This window comes from Streptomyces sp. NPDC096311, assembly GCF_044763085.1.
Classification (GTDB): Bacteria; Actinomycetota; Actinomycetes; order Streptomycetales; family Streptomycetaceae; genus Streptomyces.
This window is the reverse complement of record NZ_JBIWFN010000002.1, coordinates 415,694-433,473: the sequence shown is the minus strand read 5'-3', so window position 1 is coordinate 433,473 and position 17,780 is coordinate 415,694. Positions and strand designations below refer to the sequence as shown.

Here is a 17,780-nt window from a genome sequence, read left to right as displayed (position 1 = left end):
CCCACCACATGGGCTACGTCCTTCGGGCGTGCAGGAGCAGGATGGAGGAGAGGGTCGGCGCCGCGCAGGCCAGTCGGTCCAGGGAGCGCAGCGGACGCGGTACGCCGTGGAAGGGCGCCCCGCTCAGCCGTACGACCTCGAAGCCCGCCGCGGTCACGAACTCCCGTAGCGCGCGGGCCGTGTAGAGCCGCAGATGGCCCACGACCTCCCGCCCCGGGCGGCCGTGGATCGCGCGCAGGCTCACCTCCGAGAAGACGGGCTGGACACCGGCGAGCAGCAGGGCGCGGTTGTACCAGGCGGCCAGGTTCGGGGTGGAGAGCATCAGGTGGCCGCCGGGGCGCAGGACCCTGCGGATCTCGTCCAGGGCGCTGTCCGGGTCCACGAGGTGCTCGATCACCTCGCTGAACAGGACGGCGTCGGCCGAGGCGTCGGCGAACGGCAGCCCGCCGTCGGTGAGTTCGCCGCGGATCGCGTACGGCAGCCGGGCGTGGGCGCGTCTGAGGGCGTCCTGCGACCAGTCGACGCCGACGAGACGGTGTCCGGTGAGCAGGGGTGCGGCGGTCGCGGCGGCGGAGCCGTCGCCGCAGCCGATGTCCAGCACGGTCCGCGCGCCGGCCGTGGCGGGGCCCAGGGCGGCGGCCAGGATCCGGGCCTGGCGGAGGCTGCGGGGGGTGCCGGAGGCGACGGGGACGCCCGGATCCTCGTAGAAGTCGCGAAGTCCCCGACGGGCGGGGCCTGTCGCCGTCACCGAGCCAGTGGTCGGGGTCGAGGTCGTGGGCGTCATCGGGTGCCGTCCTCCTCCGTCGCGTGCAGATAGTGCTCGAAGAGGTCGCGGAGGTGGGCGCCGTCGCCGTGGCTGAGCAGGGTGCGCGACCAGCGCAGGGCGACGTGCAGACGGCCCGCGGTGGACGCCGTGGTGACGGTCAGGCCACGGGGCGTCCGGGCGGGCGCCGAGAACCACACCGCGTGCGCGCGGCCCGCCTCCGCGCCGAAGTCCAGCGCGTACGGGATGCGGCCGATGTTGCTCAGCAGCGTGGTCGACGTCCAGGGGCCGGCCGCGCGGCGCAGGCCCCGGGTGAGGGCGGCACGCCAGGCGACCGGGACCACGGGGGCGGTCAGGAGGGCCGCGCCGTGGCCGAGTTGGGGCCGGGGCAGCGACTTGAGCGCGCGGGTGCGTTCCGCCGTGCGGCGCAGCAGCTCGCCCATCCGCCCGGCGTCCAACTCCTCGACGGTGAAGGGGACTTCGACGAGCCGTGTCCCGTTGCCGATGGGCATGTCGGTGCCGCGGGGGCGGTCGTCGACCGGCATCGTGATGCGCAGGGGGCGCGGGCGGGCGCCGTGTTCCCTGTTCCAGTGCGTGATCATCAGGGCGGTGGCCGCCATGAGCTGGTCGTTCACGGTGTACGGGGAGCCCTTGGGGCGGTGCGGGACGCCGAGTTCGGTGACGAGGAGGCCGTTTCCGGGCGAGGGCTCCGGGGTGCCGTGGGCCACGCGGGCGGGCGGGGTCCAGGTGGACGGGGTGTCGACCGGTACGGCCTTCGCCGCCGCCTCGGGCGGTCGTACGGGGGGTGCGGTCGGGGAGTTGTCCTTGCCGCCGTACAGCTCCGCGGCGGTGGCGAGGACGCGGAGGCAGGCGGGGCCATCGAGGGCGGTGTGGTTGACGGTGAGGAAGAGGACGGTGCCCTTGGGGCGGGGGCCGGTGCGGGCGCGTGGCGCGGCGCTTCGACGCGGCGCCGTGCCCACCGCGTCCGTCGCCTCGCTGCCGACGGGCGGGCCCGCGCCGTCGACCACCTCCAGGCGGATGGGCGGTGAGGCGGTCAGCGGCGGGGCGGTCAGCAGGGCGCGGGTCCGTGCGTGCTGGAGGGAGCCCGGGCCCGGGGGCGGGAAGGAGACGACCTCCACGTCCGGATCGGGGGTGAGTTCCCACTCGTAGCGGCGGCGGTACCAGGGGCCCGCGGCCTCGCGCATCAGGATGCGGGGGTGACGGTGCAGGGCCTCGGTGAACGCGGTGGTGAGGCGGGCGGGGTCCAGATGGCCGGGGAGGTGGACCTCGATGTGGACGGTCTCGGGTTCCTCCTCCTGGAGACAGTGCCGGGAGACCTCGTCCACGACGGGGAACGGCACGCGGGCGGGGGGCCGGGACGGTCCGTCGGTACCGTCCCGTGCCGGGTGCTCCAGCGCGGTCATCGGGGTTCGCCCCTTCCCGTGTCGTCGTCCGCCGGGTTCCCCGCCTTGCGGAAGGCGATCCGCGCGGTGGGCGGATCGGCCTCGCCCTCGCCCGCACCCGTGCCACCCGCGCCCGCCTCGCGCGGGGCGGAACCCGGGCCGCGCGCGGAGATGGTCGGGCCGCAGGCCCGGTCGGGCCCGGGGGCCGGTACGGGGGACTCGGCTTTGGTCGGCGCGGACGACGTGGGTTCGCCGCCCGAGCCGTCCGGTCCCTCCCCGACCGGTCCGGCCCCCGTACCCGGTGCGGCTCCGGGGCCGCCGTTCGCGCCGCGGCGGCGTCGGGGGAGTGGCGCCGTCGGGGCCTGGGAGCCCGGGGGCGCAGGGACCGGGCGGGCGCCCCGGGGTGCCGCGCCGGGCGGCTCCTGGACGCTCACCAGCCCGGCGAACAACCCGATCAGGGCCAGCAACTGCGCCGCGGGCCCGAACGCGCCCTCGCTCGCGCCCGGTGGCGACCCGGCGCCCGTGGCGGCCGCGATCCCCGCCCCGGTGAGCGCGAGGAACGCGATCGGTACGAGGAGCGCGTGCCGTTTCCAGGCGAGCAGCGCCAGCGCGGGGACCAGCAGCGCGAAGGGTCCCGCGATGACCACGCCCACCAGGGTGAGCGCCACCGTGCCGAGCCAGAGCCCGGCGTCCGGCGCCGCCGGCTGCGGCTCGTCGGGGCCCGCCTCGCGGCGGCGCCACAGCACGAGGCCCGCGAGAGCCGCCACGCCGACCCCGCCGCCGATCAGCCCGGCCTCGTACGTCGTCGAGGGCTCGTACGACAACGTGACCGTGCCGCCCGCGCCGGCCGGGATCCGCCAGCCCTGCTGCCAGCCGTCGAGCCGTACGGGCGTCAGTTTCCTGCCGCCCAGCGTGGCCTGCCAACCGTCGTTGTAGTTCTCGTACGTCGTGAGGTACGAGGCGGCGCCGGAGCCGACCTTCACCTCGCGGCGGTCGCCCAGCCAGTCCACGATCCGCAGGGAGCGTCCGGCACCGGCGACGGCCTCGACAGCCCCACGGGTGAGGGTGACGTCCGTGACCACGAGGGGCCCGGCGTCGCCCGCCTCGACCCGGTGCGAGCCGGATCCGAGGTCCAACGCGGTGTTCGGGGACCCCTCTTGGCAGAGCGTCAGTTGGACCGGCCGCCGTTCGGTGAGATCCCCCACCCTCCCCTTCGCGCTCGTCGCGTACAGCTTCCCGTCGACCGCGAGCGTCGGGCCCTTGCCGCAGGGCAGCGAGAACTCCCGCGTCTCCAGGGCCTGTGTGGTGCGGTACTCGGCGAGGTCCGGGAGGTACACCTCCGTCAGCCCGACCGGCAGTTGCAGGTCGGCGCCCGCGACCGGGTTGTGGAGCGTCAGGGGCGCGGTCTCGGTGACGGTGATGTCGAGGTGGTTCGTGGTGATCGGGTCGAAGCGGGCCCAGCCGTTCTCGTCGACGCCGGCCACGGTGTCCCCGTCCGGGGAGCGGATCTCGATCTTCGTCGGGCGGGTGGAGAGGCCTCCGGCCGCGGCCAGGACCATGGACGAGACGGACTTCTTGTCGGGCCAGCTCAGATGGATCGTCGGCCTGTCCCCGGCGATCCAGGCCGTGGTCAGGTTGCCGTCCGTGAGATTGCGCGCGTCGAGACCGGGGCCGAGGTCCGTCGTGGAGTCGGCCGTCGCGACGATGCGGCTGCGCTGCGTGGGCGAGACGTCGTACAGCAGCTTGTCGAGTGCGTCGCCGGTGATCGCGACGGCGCTCGCCCGCACCTCGTACGATCCCGCCGTCGAGGTGGAGAAGGTGCGGTGCAGGCCCGCCTCCGTGCCCGTGGGGGCGAGGCCGGTGGGGTCGGTGGTGCGGTGCAGGGACACGATCTCGGCGGCGGCGTCCGAGCCGGCGGCGTCGGTCGGGAGCTTCAGCAGGCGGGTGACCTGGACGTCCGGGAGGGCGATCTCGGAGAAGCCCGCGCCGGTCAGGCCGGTGCGCTGCGCGGTGGAGCCGACGATCGTCAGCTTCATCCAACTCGTCGATCCGGCGGGGGCCTTGACGGACTGGGTCATGCCGTTGGGTTCGAGATAGCTGGTGGCGGAGCCCTTCTCCGTCTCCACCCGGACCCGGGTCGCCGCGGACCGCATGCCGTCCTGCGGCAGCGGGGTGACCTTGAAGGACTTCGGCAGGTCCAGGGACCCCTCGAAGCGGATCCGCAGCCACTGCCCGTTCGCGGAACCGGACGCGCCCTCCGCCCAGGCGGTGTCGGGGTTGCCGTCGAAGGCGTTCACGGGGTCGTACTGGGGGAGATGGAACAGCCAGTTGCCGGTGGAGGAGGCGGTCACCGAGCGGGCGCCGCGCAGCTCGGCCACCGTCTGGTGCTGGATGCCCTTGGTCGGCAGGATCTGGTGCGGCTTCTTGCCGGCGTCCTGGGCGCTGTCGCTGTCGTTGCGCTGGTCGGGCGTGTACGTGTACGAGGTGTTGGAGTCGACCAGGCCGAAGCGGGTGTCGGCGCGCCGCAGCCCGTCGCCGACCACCTGGACCGCGGCGGTGCCGAGGCCGGGATGGTTGTCGCCGGTCAGGACGGCGGGGCGGCCGCGCATCGAGGGGTCGGCGGCCAGCGGCAGCAGCGCCTCGGGGCCGCCGGAGACGACGGCGGTGTCCGCGATGGCGCTCAGTCCGGCCTGCCCGGGGCGCGGCGCGCCGTTGCCCGCCGGTTCGTAGATCTCGACGGCGCGCTCGCGCGGGTAGAGGCCCTCGACCTGGAGCGGGGCGTGGTGGGCGATCCGGCCGCCGGTCACGACCGGTCCGAAGCCGGTGACCCGCTCGTAGCCCGACTGTTCCAGGGTTCGCTTCACGGTCTGGGTCGGGACGTATCCGACCTGGTCCGGGTCGAGGTCGTTGCGGACGACGACGTAGTAGAGCCCGGCGCGGCTCAGGTAGTCCCCGAGGCCGGGCACGTCACTGCCGGTCATCAGCGCCTGCTCGACGGCGTCCATGGCGCGCCGGTTGCCGGGGGTGCCGAAGGGCACGTAGTCCCGCTCGGCCCAGCGGGAGTCGGCGAGCACGTCGAGGGGCTCGTCGATGGGGGAGCCCCAGGTGTAGAGGCCGTGCGCGGTGGCGGGGACGACGAGGGCACGGGAGTCGGGGGAGTACTTCTTCAGCCAGTCGGCGGTGGTCTGCCAGTACGTGGGCAGCTGCTGGAAGGAACCCGGGTTGAGGATCGACCCGTTGAGGTACGGCCAGGCGAGGCCGGGCAGGATCAGCACGGCCGCGACGAGGGGTGCGTAGCGGCGGCCGCGTACGGGACGGGCTCCGCGTGGTTCGGCGGCGACCCCGACGAGATGCGCGAGGCCGAACACCAGCGCCAGGGCGAGGCCCGTCTGGAACTTGTAGATGTTGCGGAAGGGGACCAGCCAGCCGTTCAGCCAGTCCTGGACGACGCCGTGGAAGGGCGCGCCGAACGCACCGCCGTACCCCGCGAGGGTGAGGAGCGCGACCGACAGCACGGTCAGGACCAGCCAGCGGCGCTCGGGCATGTCACGTCTGGCGAGCCCGGCGAGACCCAGCCCCGCCGCGAGCGCCGAGCAGACGATGACGATCACCGAGGCGGCGACGGTCCAGCCGGCCGGCAGCCAGGGCTCGCCGAAATGGAGGTACCCGACCCAGTTCCCCGCGCCGCGCAGGGACTCCGTGGCCGACATGGTGGCGGTCGTGGTCCCCGAGGTCTCCACGTACGGGAGGAAGTTCTCGCCGTAGACGCCGAGCATCAGCAGCGGGATCACCCACCAGGCCGTCGCCAGGATCACGCCCGGTACCCACCAGGTGATCAGTCTGCGCTGTCGGGGCCCACGTGGCCGGGACAGCAGATACAGCCCGACGGGGAGCAGCGAGGCGAGGGTCGCCGCGGCGTTCACGCCGCCCATGAAGGGGACGACGAGTGCCGAGCGGAGGGCGGCGACGCGGGCGCTGTAGCGCTCGTCGGCGAGGGGGAGCAGGACCCAGGGGAGGAAGGCGCCGGGGAGCGCGGCGGCGGAGGTCGAGCCGACGACGATCGTGAAGACCGGCCAGAGCGCGTACGCGACGCCGGCGAGCAGCCGGGAGGAACCGTTGCCGATCCGCAGCCGTTCGGCCAGCCGCAGGGCGCCCCAGAAGGCGACGGACACGACGATCGACAGCCACAGCCGTTCCGCCAGCCACACCGGGAGGTGGATCAGCTTGCACAGGCCGTAGAACGGCAGCATCGGCCAGACGTAACCCACGTACTGGTCCTGGATGCCGCCGAAGCCGCCCCGGTCGTGCCACAGCTGGCCCAGGTCGGACAGGAACTGCCAGGGGTCGAGCGCGACGCCGAGCTTGGTGTCGAACGTCATGCGTCCGGGGTGCACGGCCAGGAACAGCACGAACACCACGGCCCAGAACCCCAGCAGCCAGCGCCTGGACCGTGGCCCGTGCGGGGGGCCTGACGTGGTCGAGACGGGGCGGACGGCTGCCGGGGGAGGAGCCTGGACCGTGGTCGTCATGGTGGACACCGCCGGAGGATGAGGAGGAGGTTCCAGGTGGCGAACTCCCGCAGCCCCGGCGCCCTGGTGACGGCGGAGGCGAGGATGGGCCAGTAGCGGGAGCGCGCCGAGACGACCGTGACGTCGTCGCGGGCGCGCACCTGCCGCAGGGTGGGGCCGATGTGCACGGCGAAGAGGTTCTCGCCGAGGGTGTGCTTGGCGGGCTTTCCGGTACGGCGGTGGTAGCGGGCCCGCGCCCGCTCCGCGCCGAGGTAGTGCCAGGGCGCCCACTCGTGACCGCCCCACGGGGAGAGCCAGTTGGTGAACGAGACGTAGATCAGCCCGTCGGGCCGGGTGACGCGCACCAGTTCGCTCAGGAACGTCTGCGGGTCGGCCACGTGCTCGAGGACGTTGGAGGAGAAGGTGACGTCGGCGACCCCGTCCGCGAGCGGCAGCAGATACCCGTCCGCGACGACCGCCGAGCCGTCGGGTTTCGCCCCCAGCTCCCGTACGTCCGGCTCGAAGAGATACGCCTGTGCCCCGCGCCGTCGGAACTCCGCGGTGAAGTACCCGCCGCCGCCCCCGACGTCCACGACGGTACGTCCCTCGACGCCGCCGTACGCCTCGACCTGGTCGGCGGCGTCACGGGCCAGCAACGAGTAGCAGCCCTCGGGATCGTCCTGCTCCCGCATGAAGGCCCGGAACAGCGCGAACGAACGCCGGAAGGAGGGGTCCTTCCAGGCGAGGGGTGCGCTTTCGGCGGGGGCTCGGCGGGGTATTTCGGGGTCGCCGTCCATGGGCGTCACCTCCGCCAGGAGGCGGCCGCCTCCGTGGCCACCGCCCTGAACTGGCGGACCGTGTTGTTCCAGCGGTACTGGGCCGCGCGGTCGCGGGCGGACTTGCCCATGAGGGTGCGGCGGTGGGTGGACAGGGCGAGGGTGCACCAGGCCGCCGCGAAGGAGGACTCACCGCGCGCCAGCACACCCGTCTCGCCGTCGGCCACGGAGTCGCGCAGTCCGGGCACGTCGAAGGCGATCGCCGGGGTCTCGCGCGCCGCCGCCTCCGTGACCACCAGGCCCCAGCCCTCCACGGCGGAGGGATGCAGCAGCAGCCACGCGGCGCACAGCAGCCGGTGCTTCTCGGCCTCCGAGACACGGCCGGTGAACTCCACCCCGGGGCCTGCCAGTTGGTGGAGTCTCTCCCGCTCGGGACCGTCGCCGACGATCACCAGCCGGCCGCCGGTGACCGGGCGGACCCGTTCCCACAGCCGCAGCAGCAGATCGATCCGCTTGTACTCGACCAGCCGTCCCATCGCCACGAACAGCGGCTCCGGCGAGCGTTCGGCGCGGGGGCCCGGCTCCTCGACCCCGTTGTGCACGACCCGGATGCGCTCCCGCTGCACCCCGATCGCGCGCAGCGCGTGGGCCGTGGACGGCGAGACGGCGACCAGCAGATTGCCGCGCTGCGCGCCCGCCAGTGCCCAGTGTTCGAGTCTTCGGCCGATCCGGGCGGCGGGCGCCAGCGGACCGCCGAACCGCATCCGCCACAGGTCCGTGTGGACGTGGTTGACCAGGCACAGGGTGGGGCCGTGGTGCCAGAGCGGTGCCAGGTACGGCATGCCGTTGCAGACCTCGACCAGCAGGTCGCAGCCGCCGACCTGACGGTGGAAGGCGGAGCGGGCGCGCAGGAAGTGGCCCAGGTCGCCGCCCGCCGAGACGACCCGGTATGCGTGGTAGGCGGCGGGCCCGCCGCACACCAGGGTGACCTGGTGGCCGAGCGAGGTCAGTCCCTCGGCGAGCCGGTCGACGAGGATCTCGGATCCGCCCGCGGACCGGTTTCCCAGGTCCCGGTGGGCGAGGAAGACGATGCGGCGCGGCGGTGGGGGAAGCGCCGGGAGGGACTGCGCGTCGCGCGGGACCGCGGCGCGCAGCGGGGAGGGCACGTGCTGGGGCATGGGTGCTCCAACTCGTCTCAGGGTGCGGAACTCAGTGTGGGGGGTGGGGCGTAGGGCGGGTCGGTCTCTTCGAGGGTGAATCCGCCGATCTGTGGGGGATGCGGATACCGGCTGTAACGGGAGTGTGGGCGGGCTGTGCTCGGGTGGGGGTGGACAGTTTTCGCCCGGCGCTGGGAAGCTGCTACTCACCGAGGTGACAAATTCCGGGCTTTGTGGAGCTGACAGCCCATCACATCGTGAGTGGTGAAGGGGAGTTACCGGACGAACCGGGATCCCGTCGCCCGCGTACCACCAAAACGCCCCCCGCGGCGGCGAGGACGAACCCGAGCACACCGGCACCTATCGGCAACGTCTGCCCCAGCAGGCGCAGTTGACCGCTCTCCTTCTGCGCCTGCTTCACCTGGTCCTTCTGGGTGGCCGTGGTGAAGGCCAGCTTGTCGGCGTCCAGGAGCAGCGTCGAGTCGTAGGTGGAACCCGGGGCGCGCAGCGTCCTGCGCGGACCGACCTGGGCGTAGAGCACCCGGCCGGTGCGCTGGTCGACGACCAGCTCGATGCCGTGGTTGGAGTACCACTCCTCGGCCAGCACCTGGGGACGGGCGGGCTGGTCGACGATGCTGCCGGGCACCAGCCGGGTGCCGATCTTCGTCGGGGGGACCGTGCCGGTGAAGCGGTAACCCGTGTAGCCCTGGATCTTCTTGGTGCCCCGGTAGGCCAGCGTGATGGGTGCGCCGAGGGAGTTGTCCCACCAGCGGTACGCGTGTTTTTGCACGTCGAAGGGGAACTTGAGGTAGGCGTCGCCCTCGAAGCGCGGGTTCTCCTGGCAGCAGTGCACCGGCTGGTTGGTCTTCCGGTCGGTGACCCAGCGGTTGGGGAAGAACTCCAGTGCGTCGTACGGGTCGGCCGCGGGCAGGGACTTGTCCGTGTCGACCGTCGTCGTCACGTCCCAGACGGCGCGCCCGCTGTGCTCACTGTCGGCGACATCGCCTCTGACCTGCTGGGTGATGGTGATCCGCTTGTCGAACAGGGTCTGGATCTGCGCGGTGTCGAAATAGGCGCCCGTGCCGGTGTAGACGGCGGTCGTGTCGATGTCGACGGGGTTCACGGCGGCCCGCGGTTCCACGTACCACGCGAGCAACGGGGCCAGTACGAGCAGAAACGTGCCGAGGCCGAGCAGGACCAGTGCGAAGGGTGAGGGTTTCCGGCGCATCCGGGCACTCCAGGGGCGTGAGGAGGCTCGACGCACGAGTGATCACGGCTGAGGACGGCTGATCACGGCCGGTCACGGGTGATGCGGGTGATACGGGTGGAACGCGGTGATACGGGTGCGTCGACACCAGGAGGGAAAGTGCACGTGCGGTATGGGCCGGGAACCGTACGGGCACCCTTGACGGAGTGTCAATGCATTGTCGAGACTGAGGACTTGCCGGACGGGACCGGCGTGGCGGGCTGCGCGGATCACGGGAACGGATGGGGACGACCTCCGACAGAGAGGCTCACCCTGCGATGTCCAGACTGCTCGCCGCCGTACTCACGGTCGCTGCCGCCGCCGCGCTCGCCGTGGGCGCCGCACTCGGCATCGTCGCGCTGCTCGACGCGACCCCCGATCAGCCGAACACCCCCCTGATCACGTACGAACATGCCGACCAGGAGCACTGACCGTGCCGCGGGGCGCTCCGGAGGCGGACCGGAAGGTGCAGGCCGGCCACGGGACCGTCGCCATACGCTCGGCCTGGCATGACGTTCCCCGTGCCCAGGTGCGGCAGTTCGCGGCGATCGCCCTGGCCGAGGCGCCGGATCTCGCCGAGGAGATCCTCCGGGAGATCCGCCGCGAGTACCCGAACCTGCCCCTCGTCCTCGACGACTCCGGCGAGCCGATGGCCCTCGTCGGCATCCGCCGGGCCATCGAGGTCTTCGTGCAGCACCTGGAGACGGCGGAGGGCAGACCCCGCGTCCACCCCGAGGTCTTCCAGGAGTTCGGCCGCGGCGAGGGACTGCACGGCCGCAGCCTCGACTCACTGCAGGCGATCTACCGGCTGGGTGTCCGCCTCGCCTGGCGCCGGTTCGCCGAGATCGGGCAGCGGGTCGAGATCCCGCCGCCGGCGATGTACGAGCTCGTCGACGCGGGATACGAGTACCTGGACGGTCTGGTGGACCAGTCCGTACGGGGTTACGCCGAGGCCGCGGCCCGGCAGGCGGGCGAGCGCCTCCGCCTCCAGCGCCGTCTGATGGACATGCTGCTCGCCGAGCACCACCATCGGGGCGACCCGGCCGAGGCGCTCGTCGAGCGGGCCGCGCGGATCGGCTGGCCCCTGCCGGACAAGGTCGCCGTCGGGGTGCTGCTGCGGCCGGCGCGGGAGGCCGTGGCGCCCGCCGTCGGGCAGGGGGTGCTGCTCGACATGGAGTACGAGCAGCCGCGGATGGTCGTGCCCGAGCCGGACGCCGCCGGGCGGCCGGAGCTGCTGCACCGGGCGCTGACCGGATGGTCCGGGGCGATCGGGCCGCCGGTGCCGCTGGCCGACGCGGCGAAGTCGCTGCGCTGGGCGGATGCGGCGGTACGGCTGATGGAGCGGCGGCTGCTGCCCGGCGGTGAGGTGCTGCACTGCACCGAGCACACCGAGGCCCTGGTGCTCCTCCAGCCCGAGGAGCTGATCGACGATCTCGCCCTGCGCTGCCTGGCGCCGCTCGCGCACTGCGGGCCGACGCACGGGCGGCGTCTCGCGGAGACGCTGCTGGCGTGGCTGGAGACGCGCGGAGGCGCGCCGGAGGTGGCCGCGCGGCTCGGTGTCCACCCCCAGACCGTCCGCTACCGCCTCCGCCAGATCAGGGAGCTGTGGGGTGACGAGATCGACGATCCGGACCGGCGGTTCGAGCTGGAGCTGGTCCTCCGCGCGCAGCGTCTCCGCGGTGAGCTGGGTGATCCCCACCCCCGCCGCTGACCTCCCGTCGCGTGCGGCCGGCTCCGCCCACGCGTCCGTGCACGGTCACCCCTCGCACCTCACCGTTACCCACCCATTGCCCGTGCAAGAGCACTATGAGTAGCCTGTGTTCGTCATGCCGATCGGCTGTTGAAATTTCGAACATAGGGAGGGGGCCGGTTGTGGGACGCCTCGTACCTGCCGTGACCCGAGCTCTCGACATACTCGAGCTCTTCCTCGACGGGGACGGGACGCTCTCCGCCCCCGACATCGTGCGCAAGCTCCAGCTTCCCCGGACGACGGTGCACGAGCTGGTCACCACGCTCGCCGCCCGCTCGTACATCGTGCAGGTTCCCGGCCAGCCGGGACGCTACCGCCTCGGTGTGCGCCCGTACCAGCTCGGGAGCCGGTACGCCGAGCAGCTGGACCTCGCCGCGGAGGGCCAGCAGATCGCCCGCTCCGTCGCCGAGACCTGCGACGAGACCGTCCACGTGGCGATCCTGGAGGGCACGGACGTCATCTACATCGCGAAGGTCGACTCCACGCACGCCGTGCGCATGGTGTCCGCGGCGGGCCGTCGCCTGCCCGCCCACTGCACCTCCGTCGGCAAGATGCTGCTCGCGTCGCTCCCCGACGTCGAGCTGACCTCCCGTATCCCGGACGACGCGGACCTGGTCGGGATGACGCCGAACAGCATCACCGAGCCGGGCGCCCTGCGCGAGGCCCTCGCCGAGATCCGCCGCCGCGGCGTCGCCGTGGAGAGCCGCGAGTCGAACCCGGACGTCAGCTGCGTCGCCGCCCCGGTGCGCGACCGTACGGGCCAGGTCGTCGCCGCGCTCTCCATCTCCGTACCGATGATCCGCTGGAGCGACGAGCGCCGCGTGGAGCTGGAGCAGCTCGCCGCGAAGGGCGCCGTCGAGCTGTCCGAGCGGCTCGGTTACCGGAGCGTGGTGGGATGACCGGGGCGAGCGGGACGGCCGGTCATGCCGGGACGGCCGGTCGTAGGGGGAGCACGGCCTTCGACGTCGCGATCCGCGCCGAGGCGGCCCTCGGTGAGGGCCCGACCTGGGATCCGGACGCGCAGCGCCTCATCTGGGTGGACATACTCGGTTCCCGGGTCCACACGTACGACCCCGTCTCCGGGCGGCGCACGGTCATGGTCACCGAGCAGCACGTGGGCGCCGCCAAGCCCCGCGCGGGCGGCGGCCTGGTCGTCAGTCTCCGGGACGGCGTGGCGACGTACGGCGGCGCCGAGGGCTTCCGGTGGCTGCACCGCGACCCCGTCCCCGGCCGCCGCGCGAACGACGCCGCGGTCGCCCCTGACGGCTCGCTGCTCTTCGGCACCATGCGCTACGACGAGGCCCCGGGCGGTGGCACCCTGTCCCGGCTCGCCGCCGACGGCACGGTCACCCCGCTCCTCGACGAGGTCGCCGTCAGCAACGGAACGGGCTGGAGCCCGGACGGCCGGCTGATGTACTACATCGACTCCCCGACCCGTCGCGTCGACGTCTTCGACGCAGGTGACGTGGGTGACGGCCAACCGCCCCTCAACAGGCGGCCGTTGGCCGTGATCGAAGAGGGCGCGGGGTGGCCCGACGGGCTCACCGTCGACGCCGAGGGCTGTGTGTGGGTGGCCCTCTGGGACGGTGGAGCGGTCCGCCGCTACACACCCGACGGCGAGCTCGACCGGGTCGTGGAACTTCCCGTTCCGCGCCCCACCGCCTGCGCCTTCGGTGGCGCGGACCTGACCGACCTGTACATCACCACGGCGCGTACGGGCCTGGAGGCGCCGCATCCGCTCTCCGGCTCGGTGCTCGTCGTCCCCGGCGCGGGGAAGGGCCTGCCGCAGCCGCCGTTCGCCGGCTGACGGTTTCCCTCGTAGGTCCCCGTTCTCCCCTCGCAGGTCCCCGTCCGGTCCGTCGACCACCGGACGGGGATCTTCGATTTTTGTGCAAACCATTGACGAGAAAGCGCTTCCTATCTACGGTCCCGTTCGAAGTTACGAGCACTCATCGAAATCTCGAACAGTGAAGGCAGGGCATGGGACGACCTGACCTGAACCGCAGGAACGTTTTGGCCGCGCTGGGCGGTCTGACCGTCGCGGGCAGCCTCGGCTTCGCCGCGCTCGGCACCGGCGCGGACGCGCTCGCCTCCAGCGCGCGCACCCGAGTCCGTTACTGGAACCTCTTCCAGGGCGGCGACGGCACCAACCAGGTCGCGATGGTGGACGCCTTCCGCAAGGAACATCCGGACATCGCGGTCAAGGACTCCACCCTGACCTGGGGCGGCCCCTACTACACCAAGCTCGCCATGGCCGCGGCCGGCAACCGCGCACCGGACCTCGCCGTCATGCACCAGGGCCGCGTCCCCGGGTTCGCGCCCGGCCGCCTCCTGGACCCCTGGGACATCGGCCTTCTGGCCAAGTACGGCGTGCGGGAGGCGGACTTCAACCCCGTGCTGTGGAAGCGCGGCATCGTCGGCGGCAAGCTCTACGCCCTACCCCTCGACATCCACGTCCAGCTCTGCTTCTACCGCAAGGACGTCTGCAAGAAGGCCGGGCTGCTCGACGCCGACGGCCGGCTGCCGGCCGCCGGCTCCACCGACGAGTGGTTCGGCATGCTCAAGGCGGCCAAGAAGCAGCTGAAGAACGGGCAGCAGACCCTCGGCCTGCACGCCAACGACCAGAACTTCTCCTGGTGGTTCTTCGTCGCCTTCTACCAGCAGCTCGGCGGTGGCTACTTCAACGACGACCAGACCGACGTCACCTTCGACACCGACAAGGCCACCGAGGTCCTGGAGTTCTTCCGCAAGCACGTGACCGACGGCTACGTCACCGTCGGCGAGGCCGACGGCGAGGCGTTCCTCGCCGGGTCGCCGTTCACCTGGGAGGGCAACTGGTCGGTGCCGTACTTCAACGGTGAGAAGCTCGACTTCGGCGCCCAGCCGCTGCCCCCGGTGTTCGGGAAGCCGGCCACCCACGCCGAGTCGCACTCCTTCATCCTGCCCCACCAGTCCGGCCGTGGCGGCGCCGCCGACGAGGGCGCCTACCGGCTCGCCGCCTACATGGTCACCCACGCCACCACCTGGGCCAACGGCGGCCATGTCCCCGCCTATCTGCCCACCTTCAAGGACCCCGCCTATCTCAAGCTCAGCCCGCAGAGCGAGTACTCCAGGCCCGCCATGGAGCACCCGGCCACCGAACCGCACATCTGGTTCGCCGGCTCCACCGGCGTCCTCGCGCAGCGCGTCGGCCCGGTCGTCGCCTCCTCCAACCTCGGCTCCGCGAAGCCGGCCGCGGCGGCCCGCCGTATGAAGTCCGTCCTGGAGCAACTGCTCGCCATGAAGAACCCCATGGACGGCAGGACAGCCGCCCAGGAGCTGAAGGGAGCAGGCGCATGAGCAGCGCCACGAGCACGGTCGCCGCCACCACCCTGCGCCCCCGCGCGAGCACCGCCGCCGACTCCGCCCGGGTGCGCTGGGGCCGCCGCTTCCAGCACGGCGGCTGGTTCGTCGCCCCGTTCTTCGTCCTGTACGGGCTCTTCGTGCTGCTGCCGGTCGTCCGCGGCCTCTACCTCAGTTTCACCGACGCCAACATCTCCGGCGACCACACCGGCTTCGTCGGCCTCGACAACTACCGCGAGGCCCTCAAGGACGACCTGGTGTGGAACTCGCTGTGGCACAGCGTCCAGTTCACCCTGTACGTCGTTCCGTGCATCGTCGTCGTGGCCCTGCTGATGGCGCTGATCGCCCACCACACCGTGCACTTCAAGTGGCTGTGGAGGCTGTGCTTCTTCGCGCCGTTCCTGCTGCCCTCGGCGGTCATCGGCAACCTGTGGTGGTGGCTGTTCCAGCCCACCAACGGCATGGTCAACCACGTCCTCGGACTCACCACCCCCTGGCTCACCCAGAAGTCCACGGCCCTGCTCGCCGTCGTCGTCGCGACCCTGTGGTGGACGGTCGGGTTCTCCTTCCTGCTCTTCCTCGCCGCCCTCCAGAACATCCCCCAACACCTCTACGAGGCAGCGGAGCTGGACGGCGCGAACGCCTTCCAGCGCATGCTCCACATCACCGTGCCGAACCTGCGCAACATCACCGGCCTCGTCATCGCGCTGCAGATCCTGGCCTCGCTCCAGGTCTTCGACCAGGCGGTGGTCATGTACCAGTTCGGCCCGGGGCCGGAGGAATCGACCCGCACCTTCGTCCAGTACACCCTCGAACAGGGCTTCACCAGCTACCGCGTCGGCTACGCCTCCGCGATCTCCTTCGTCCTGTTCCTCATCATCGCGGCCGTCGCCCTCGGGCGGATGTGGCTGCTCCGCAGCCGAGAGGAGGGCATCTCCCGATGACCACGCCGTCTCCCACCCTCCGTAAACCCCGCAGCACCTGGACGCCCGCGCAGATCGCCCTGACGGTCGTCGCCCTCGCCCTGTCCGTGATCTGGATGGCGCCGCTGGCGTGGGCCCTGTCCACGTCGCTCAAGACCCCGGCGGAATCGGTGACCTCGCCGCACTGGATCCCCAAGGACTTCACCCTCGACTCCTGGCGGAAGGTCTTCGAGGCCGGCAACATCCCCAACTGGTTCGTGAACTCGCTGGTCGTGTCGGTCTGCGTCACCTTCATCGTGCTGCTGGTCGCCTCCCTCGCCGGATACGGCTTCGCCCGCACCGAGTTCCGCGGCAAGTCCGTCCTGATGGCCGTGACGATGGCGGGCCTGATGTTCTCCCCGGCGATCCTCGGCGTCCCGCTCTTCACCACCGTGCAGTCGCTCGGCATGGTCGACACCTACTGGGGCATGATCCTGCCGCAGTGCGCCCCCGCCGCGATGGTCTACATCCTCTACAAGTTCTTCCAGTCGCTGCCCCGCGAGCTGGAGGAGGCGGCGTTCATCGACGGCGCGGGCCGCTGGCGGATCTTCTTCACCCTCGTCCTGCCGCTCTCGAAGCCCTCGCTGTCGGCCGTCGGGATCTTCACCTTCATCGCCTCGTGGAACAACTTCCTGTGGCCCTACATGGTGACCAACAACCCCGACCTGATGACCATGCCGAACGGCATCGCCACCGTGCAGAACGCCTTCGGCATCGTCTGGCCGCAGCTCATGGCGGGCGGCCTGATCGCGGGACTCCCGCTGATCGTCGTGTTCGTCTTCTTCCAGAGCCAGATCGTGCGGGGTGTGGCCCACACGGGTCTGGCCGGCCAGTAACAGCCATGAGGAGAGTGTGAGTTGAAGCGCTTCAGACTCGCCGCGCTGCTCGCCGCGGCCACCATCGCCCTGCTCCCGGCCACCGCGTCGGCCGACGTCACCTACCCCGACCCCCTCCCGCTCACCGGCCAGCAGATCATCCACGACCCCACGGTCACCCACCTCAAAAACGGCCGCTACGTCGCCTACTCCACCGGCGGCGTCATCGGAGCCCGCCTCTCCACCGACCTCCACCACTGGGACGACGCGGGCAACGCCTTCACCACGCCCCCGAGTTGGTGGTACGACTACAACTCCACCGCCGACCCCTGGGCCCCCGACCTCTCCTACCGGGACGGCCGCTACTGGCTCTACTACGCCGTCTCCTCCTGGGGCACCAACCACTCGGCGATCGGCGTGGCCACGTCGAAGACGGGCATGCCCGGCACCTGGACCGACCACGGTCCGGCCTTCACCTCGCAGACCACCGACGCCTGGAACGCCATCGACCCGGCGGTGATCCGGGCCGACGGCAAGCTGTGGATGGCGTTCGGCTCGTACTGGACGGGCATCCGCATGGTCGAACTGGACCCGAGCACCGGCAAGGCGAGCGCGGACGCACCCGTGGAGCACCTGGCCACCCGCCCGGACGCCCCGTACGCGGTCGAGGGCCCGTACATCGTCGAACACGGCCGCTACTACTACCTCTTTGCCTCCTACGACGCGTGCTGCGCGGGAGTGAACTCCACCTACAAGATCCGGGTAGGCAGGTCGACGACGGTGACCGGCCCCTACACGGACAGCACGGGCAAGCCGATGCTGGAGGGCGGCGGCGACCTGTTCCTGGCCGGACACGGCAGGTACGTCGGCACCGGAGGCGAGTCGGTCTTCCGCGACCGAGGCCAGGACTGGCTGGCGTACCACTACTACGACGCGGACGACAACGGCACACCCAAGCTGGGCCTGAACAGGCTGAACTGGAACGCAGACGGCTGGCCGAGCTTGCGTTAGGGGCGCGGGGAACTGCGCGACCAGCCCAGAACGACCCGCACTCGCCC

General features: G+C 71.9%; 14 protein-coding genes. 8 read left to right on the top strand and 6 right to left on the bottom strand.

Features of this window, described 5'->3' with window-relative positions; genetic code table 11:
• Nucleotides 1-13: 13 nt before the first annotated feature.
• The 6 genes from ACIRA5_RS06575 to ACIRA5_RS06550 form a co-directional block, all read right to left on the bottom strand.
• Nucleotides 14-784, bottom strand: coding sequence for a methyltransferase domain-containing protein (locus ACIRA5_RS06575; RefSeq protein WP_403687959.1), 771 nt, complete (start codon nt 782-784; stop codon nt 14-16).
• Complete coding sequence (locus ACIRA5_RS06570; RefSeq protein WP_403687956.1) at nt 781-2,187, bottom strand: condensation protein; 1,407 nt, start codon at nt 2,185-2,187, stop codon at nt 781-783. Before ACIRA5_RS06570 ends, ACIRA5_RS06575 begins: the two co-directional genes overlap by 4 nt.
• On the bottom strand, nt 2,184-6,695 hold the full coding sequence (locus ACIRA5_RS06565) for an alpha-(1->3)-arabinofuranosyltransferase family protein (protein ID WP_403688610.1): 4,512 nt from the start codon (nt 6,693-6,695) through the stop codon (nt 2,184-2,186). The genes ACIRA5_RS06570 and ACIRA5_RS06565 overlap by 4 nt, the downstream gene beginning before the upstream one ends.
• Complete coding sequence (locus ACIRA5_RS06560; protein WP_403687953.1) at nt 6,692-7,471, bottom strand: class I SAM-dependent methyltransferase; 780 nt, start codon at nt 7,469-7,471, stop codon at nt 6,692-6,694. The genes ACIRA5_RS06565 and ACIRA5_RS06560 overlap by 4 nt, the downstream gene beginning before the upstream one ends.
• A gap of 5 nt (nt 7,472-7,476) precedes the next feature.
• Complete coding sequence (locus ACIRA5_RS06555; RefSeq protein WP_403687951.1) at nt 7,477-8,628, bottom strand: glycosyltransferase family 4 protein; 1,152 nt, start codon at nt 8,626-8,628, stop codon at nt 7,477-7,479.
• Nucleotides 8,629-8,857: 229 nt separating this feature from the next.
• Nucleotides 8,858-9,835: a DUF3068 domain-containing protein gene (locus ACIRA5_RS06550; protein ID WP_403687948.1), complete on the bottom strand. Its 978-nt coding sequence runs from the start codon at nt 9,833-9,835 to the stop codon at nt 8,858-8,860.
• A gap of 296 nt (nt 9,836-10,131) precedes the next feature.
• On the opposite strand from ACIRA5_RS06550, the gene ACIRA5_RS06545 reads away from it, so the two are divergent.
• From ACIRA5_RS06545 to ACIRA5_RS06510, 8 genes are all read left to right on the top strand, one after another.
• The gene (locus ACIRA5_RS06545; RefSeq protein ID WP_167552120.1) at nt 10,132-10,284 is read left to right on the top strand and encodes a hypothetical protein; all 153 of its coding nucleotides are present in this window, start codon (nt 10,132-10,134) and stop codon (nt 10,282-10,284) included.
• A gap of 35 nt (nt 10,285-10,319) precedes the next feature.
• Nucleotides 10,320-11,564, top strand: coding sequence for a helix-turn-helix domain-containing protein (locus ACIRA5_RS06540; RefSeq protein ID WP_352045806.1), 1,245 nt, complete (start codon nt 10,320-10,322; stop codon nt 11,562-11,564).
• Nucleotides 11,565-11,725: 161 nt separating this feature from the next.
• A complete protein-coding gene (locus tag ACIRA5_RS06535; protein ID WP_403687946.1) occupies nt 11,726-12,502 on the top strand; it encodes an IclR family transcriptional regulator in 777 nt (258 codons plus the stop codon).
• A complete protein-coding gene (locus tag ACIRA5_RS06530; protein ID WP_403687944.1) occupies nt 12,499-13,410 on the top strand; it encodes an SMP-30/gluconolactonase/LRE family protein in 912 nt (303 codons plus the stop codon). Before ACIRA5_RS06535 ends, ACIRA5_RS06530 begins: the two co-directional genes overlap by 4 nt.
• A gap of 173 nt (nt 13,411-13,583) precedes the next feature.
• Nucleotides 13,584-14,942, top strand: a complete 1,359-nt coding sequence (locus tag ACIRA5_RS06525; protein ID WP_403687941.1) for an extracellular solute-binding protein — start codon at nt 13,584-13,586, stop codon at nt 14,940-14,942.
• Nucleotides 14,939-15,889, top strand: coding sequence for a carbohydrate ABC transporter permease (locus tag ACIRA5_RS06520; protein WP_403687938.1), 951 nt, complete (start codon nt 14,939-14,941; stop codon nt 15,887-15,889). Before ACIRA5_RS06525 ends, ACIRA5_RS06520 begins: the two co-directional genes overlap by 4 nt.
• Nucleotides 15,886-16,743 carry a carbohydrate ABC transporter permease gene (locus ACIRA5_RS06515; RefSeq protein WP_403687936.1) on the top strand — a complete coding sequence of 286 codons (858 nt, stop codon included), beginning with the start codon at nt 15,886-15,888 and terminating at the stop codon, nt 16,741-16,743. The genes ACIRA5_RS06520 and ACIRA5_RS06515 overlap by 4 nt, the downstream gene beginning before the upstream one ends.
• Nucleotides 16,744-16,764: 21 nt before the next feature.
• On the top strand, nt 16,765-17,733 hold the full coding sequence (locus ACIRA5_RS06510; RefSeq protein ID WP_403687933.1) for an arabinan endo-1,5-alpha-L-arabinosidase: 969 nt from the start codon (nt 16,765-16,767) through the stop codon (nt 17,731-17,733).
• The last annotated feature ends 47 nt before the right edge of the window (nt 17,734-17,780 follow it).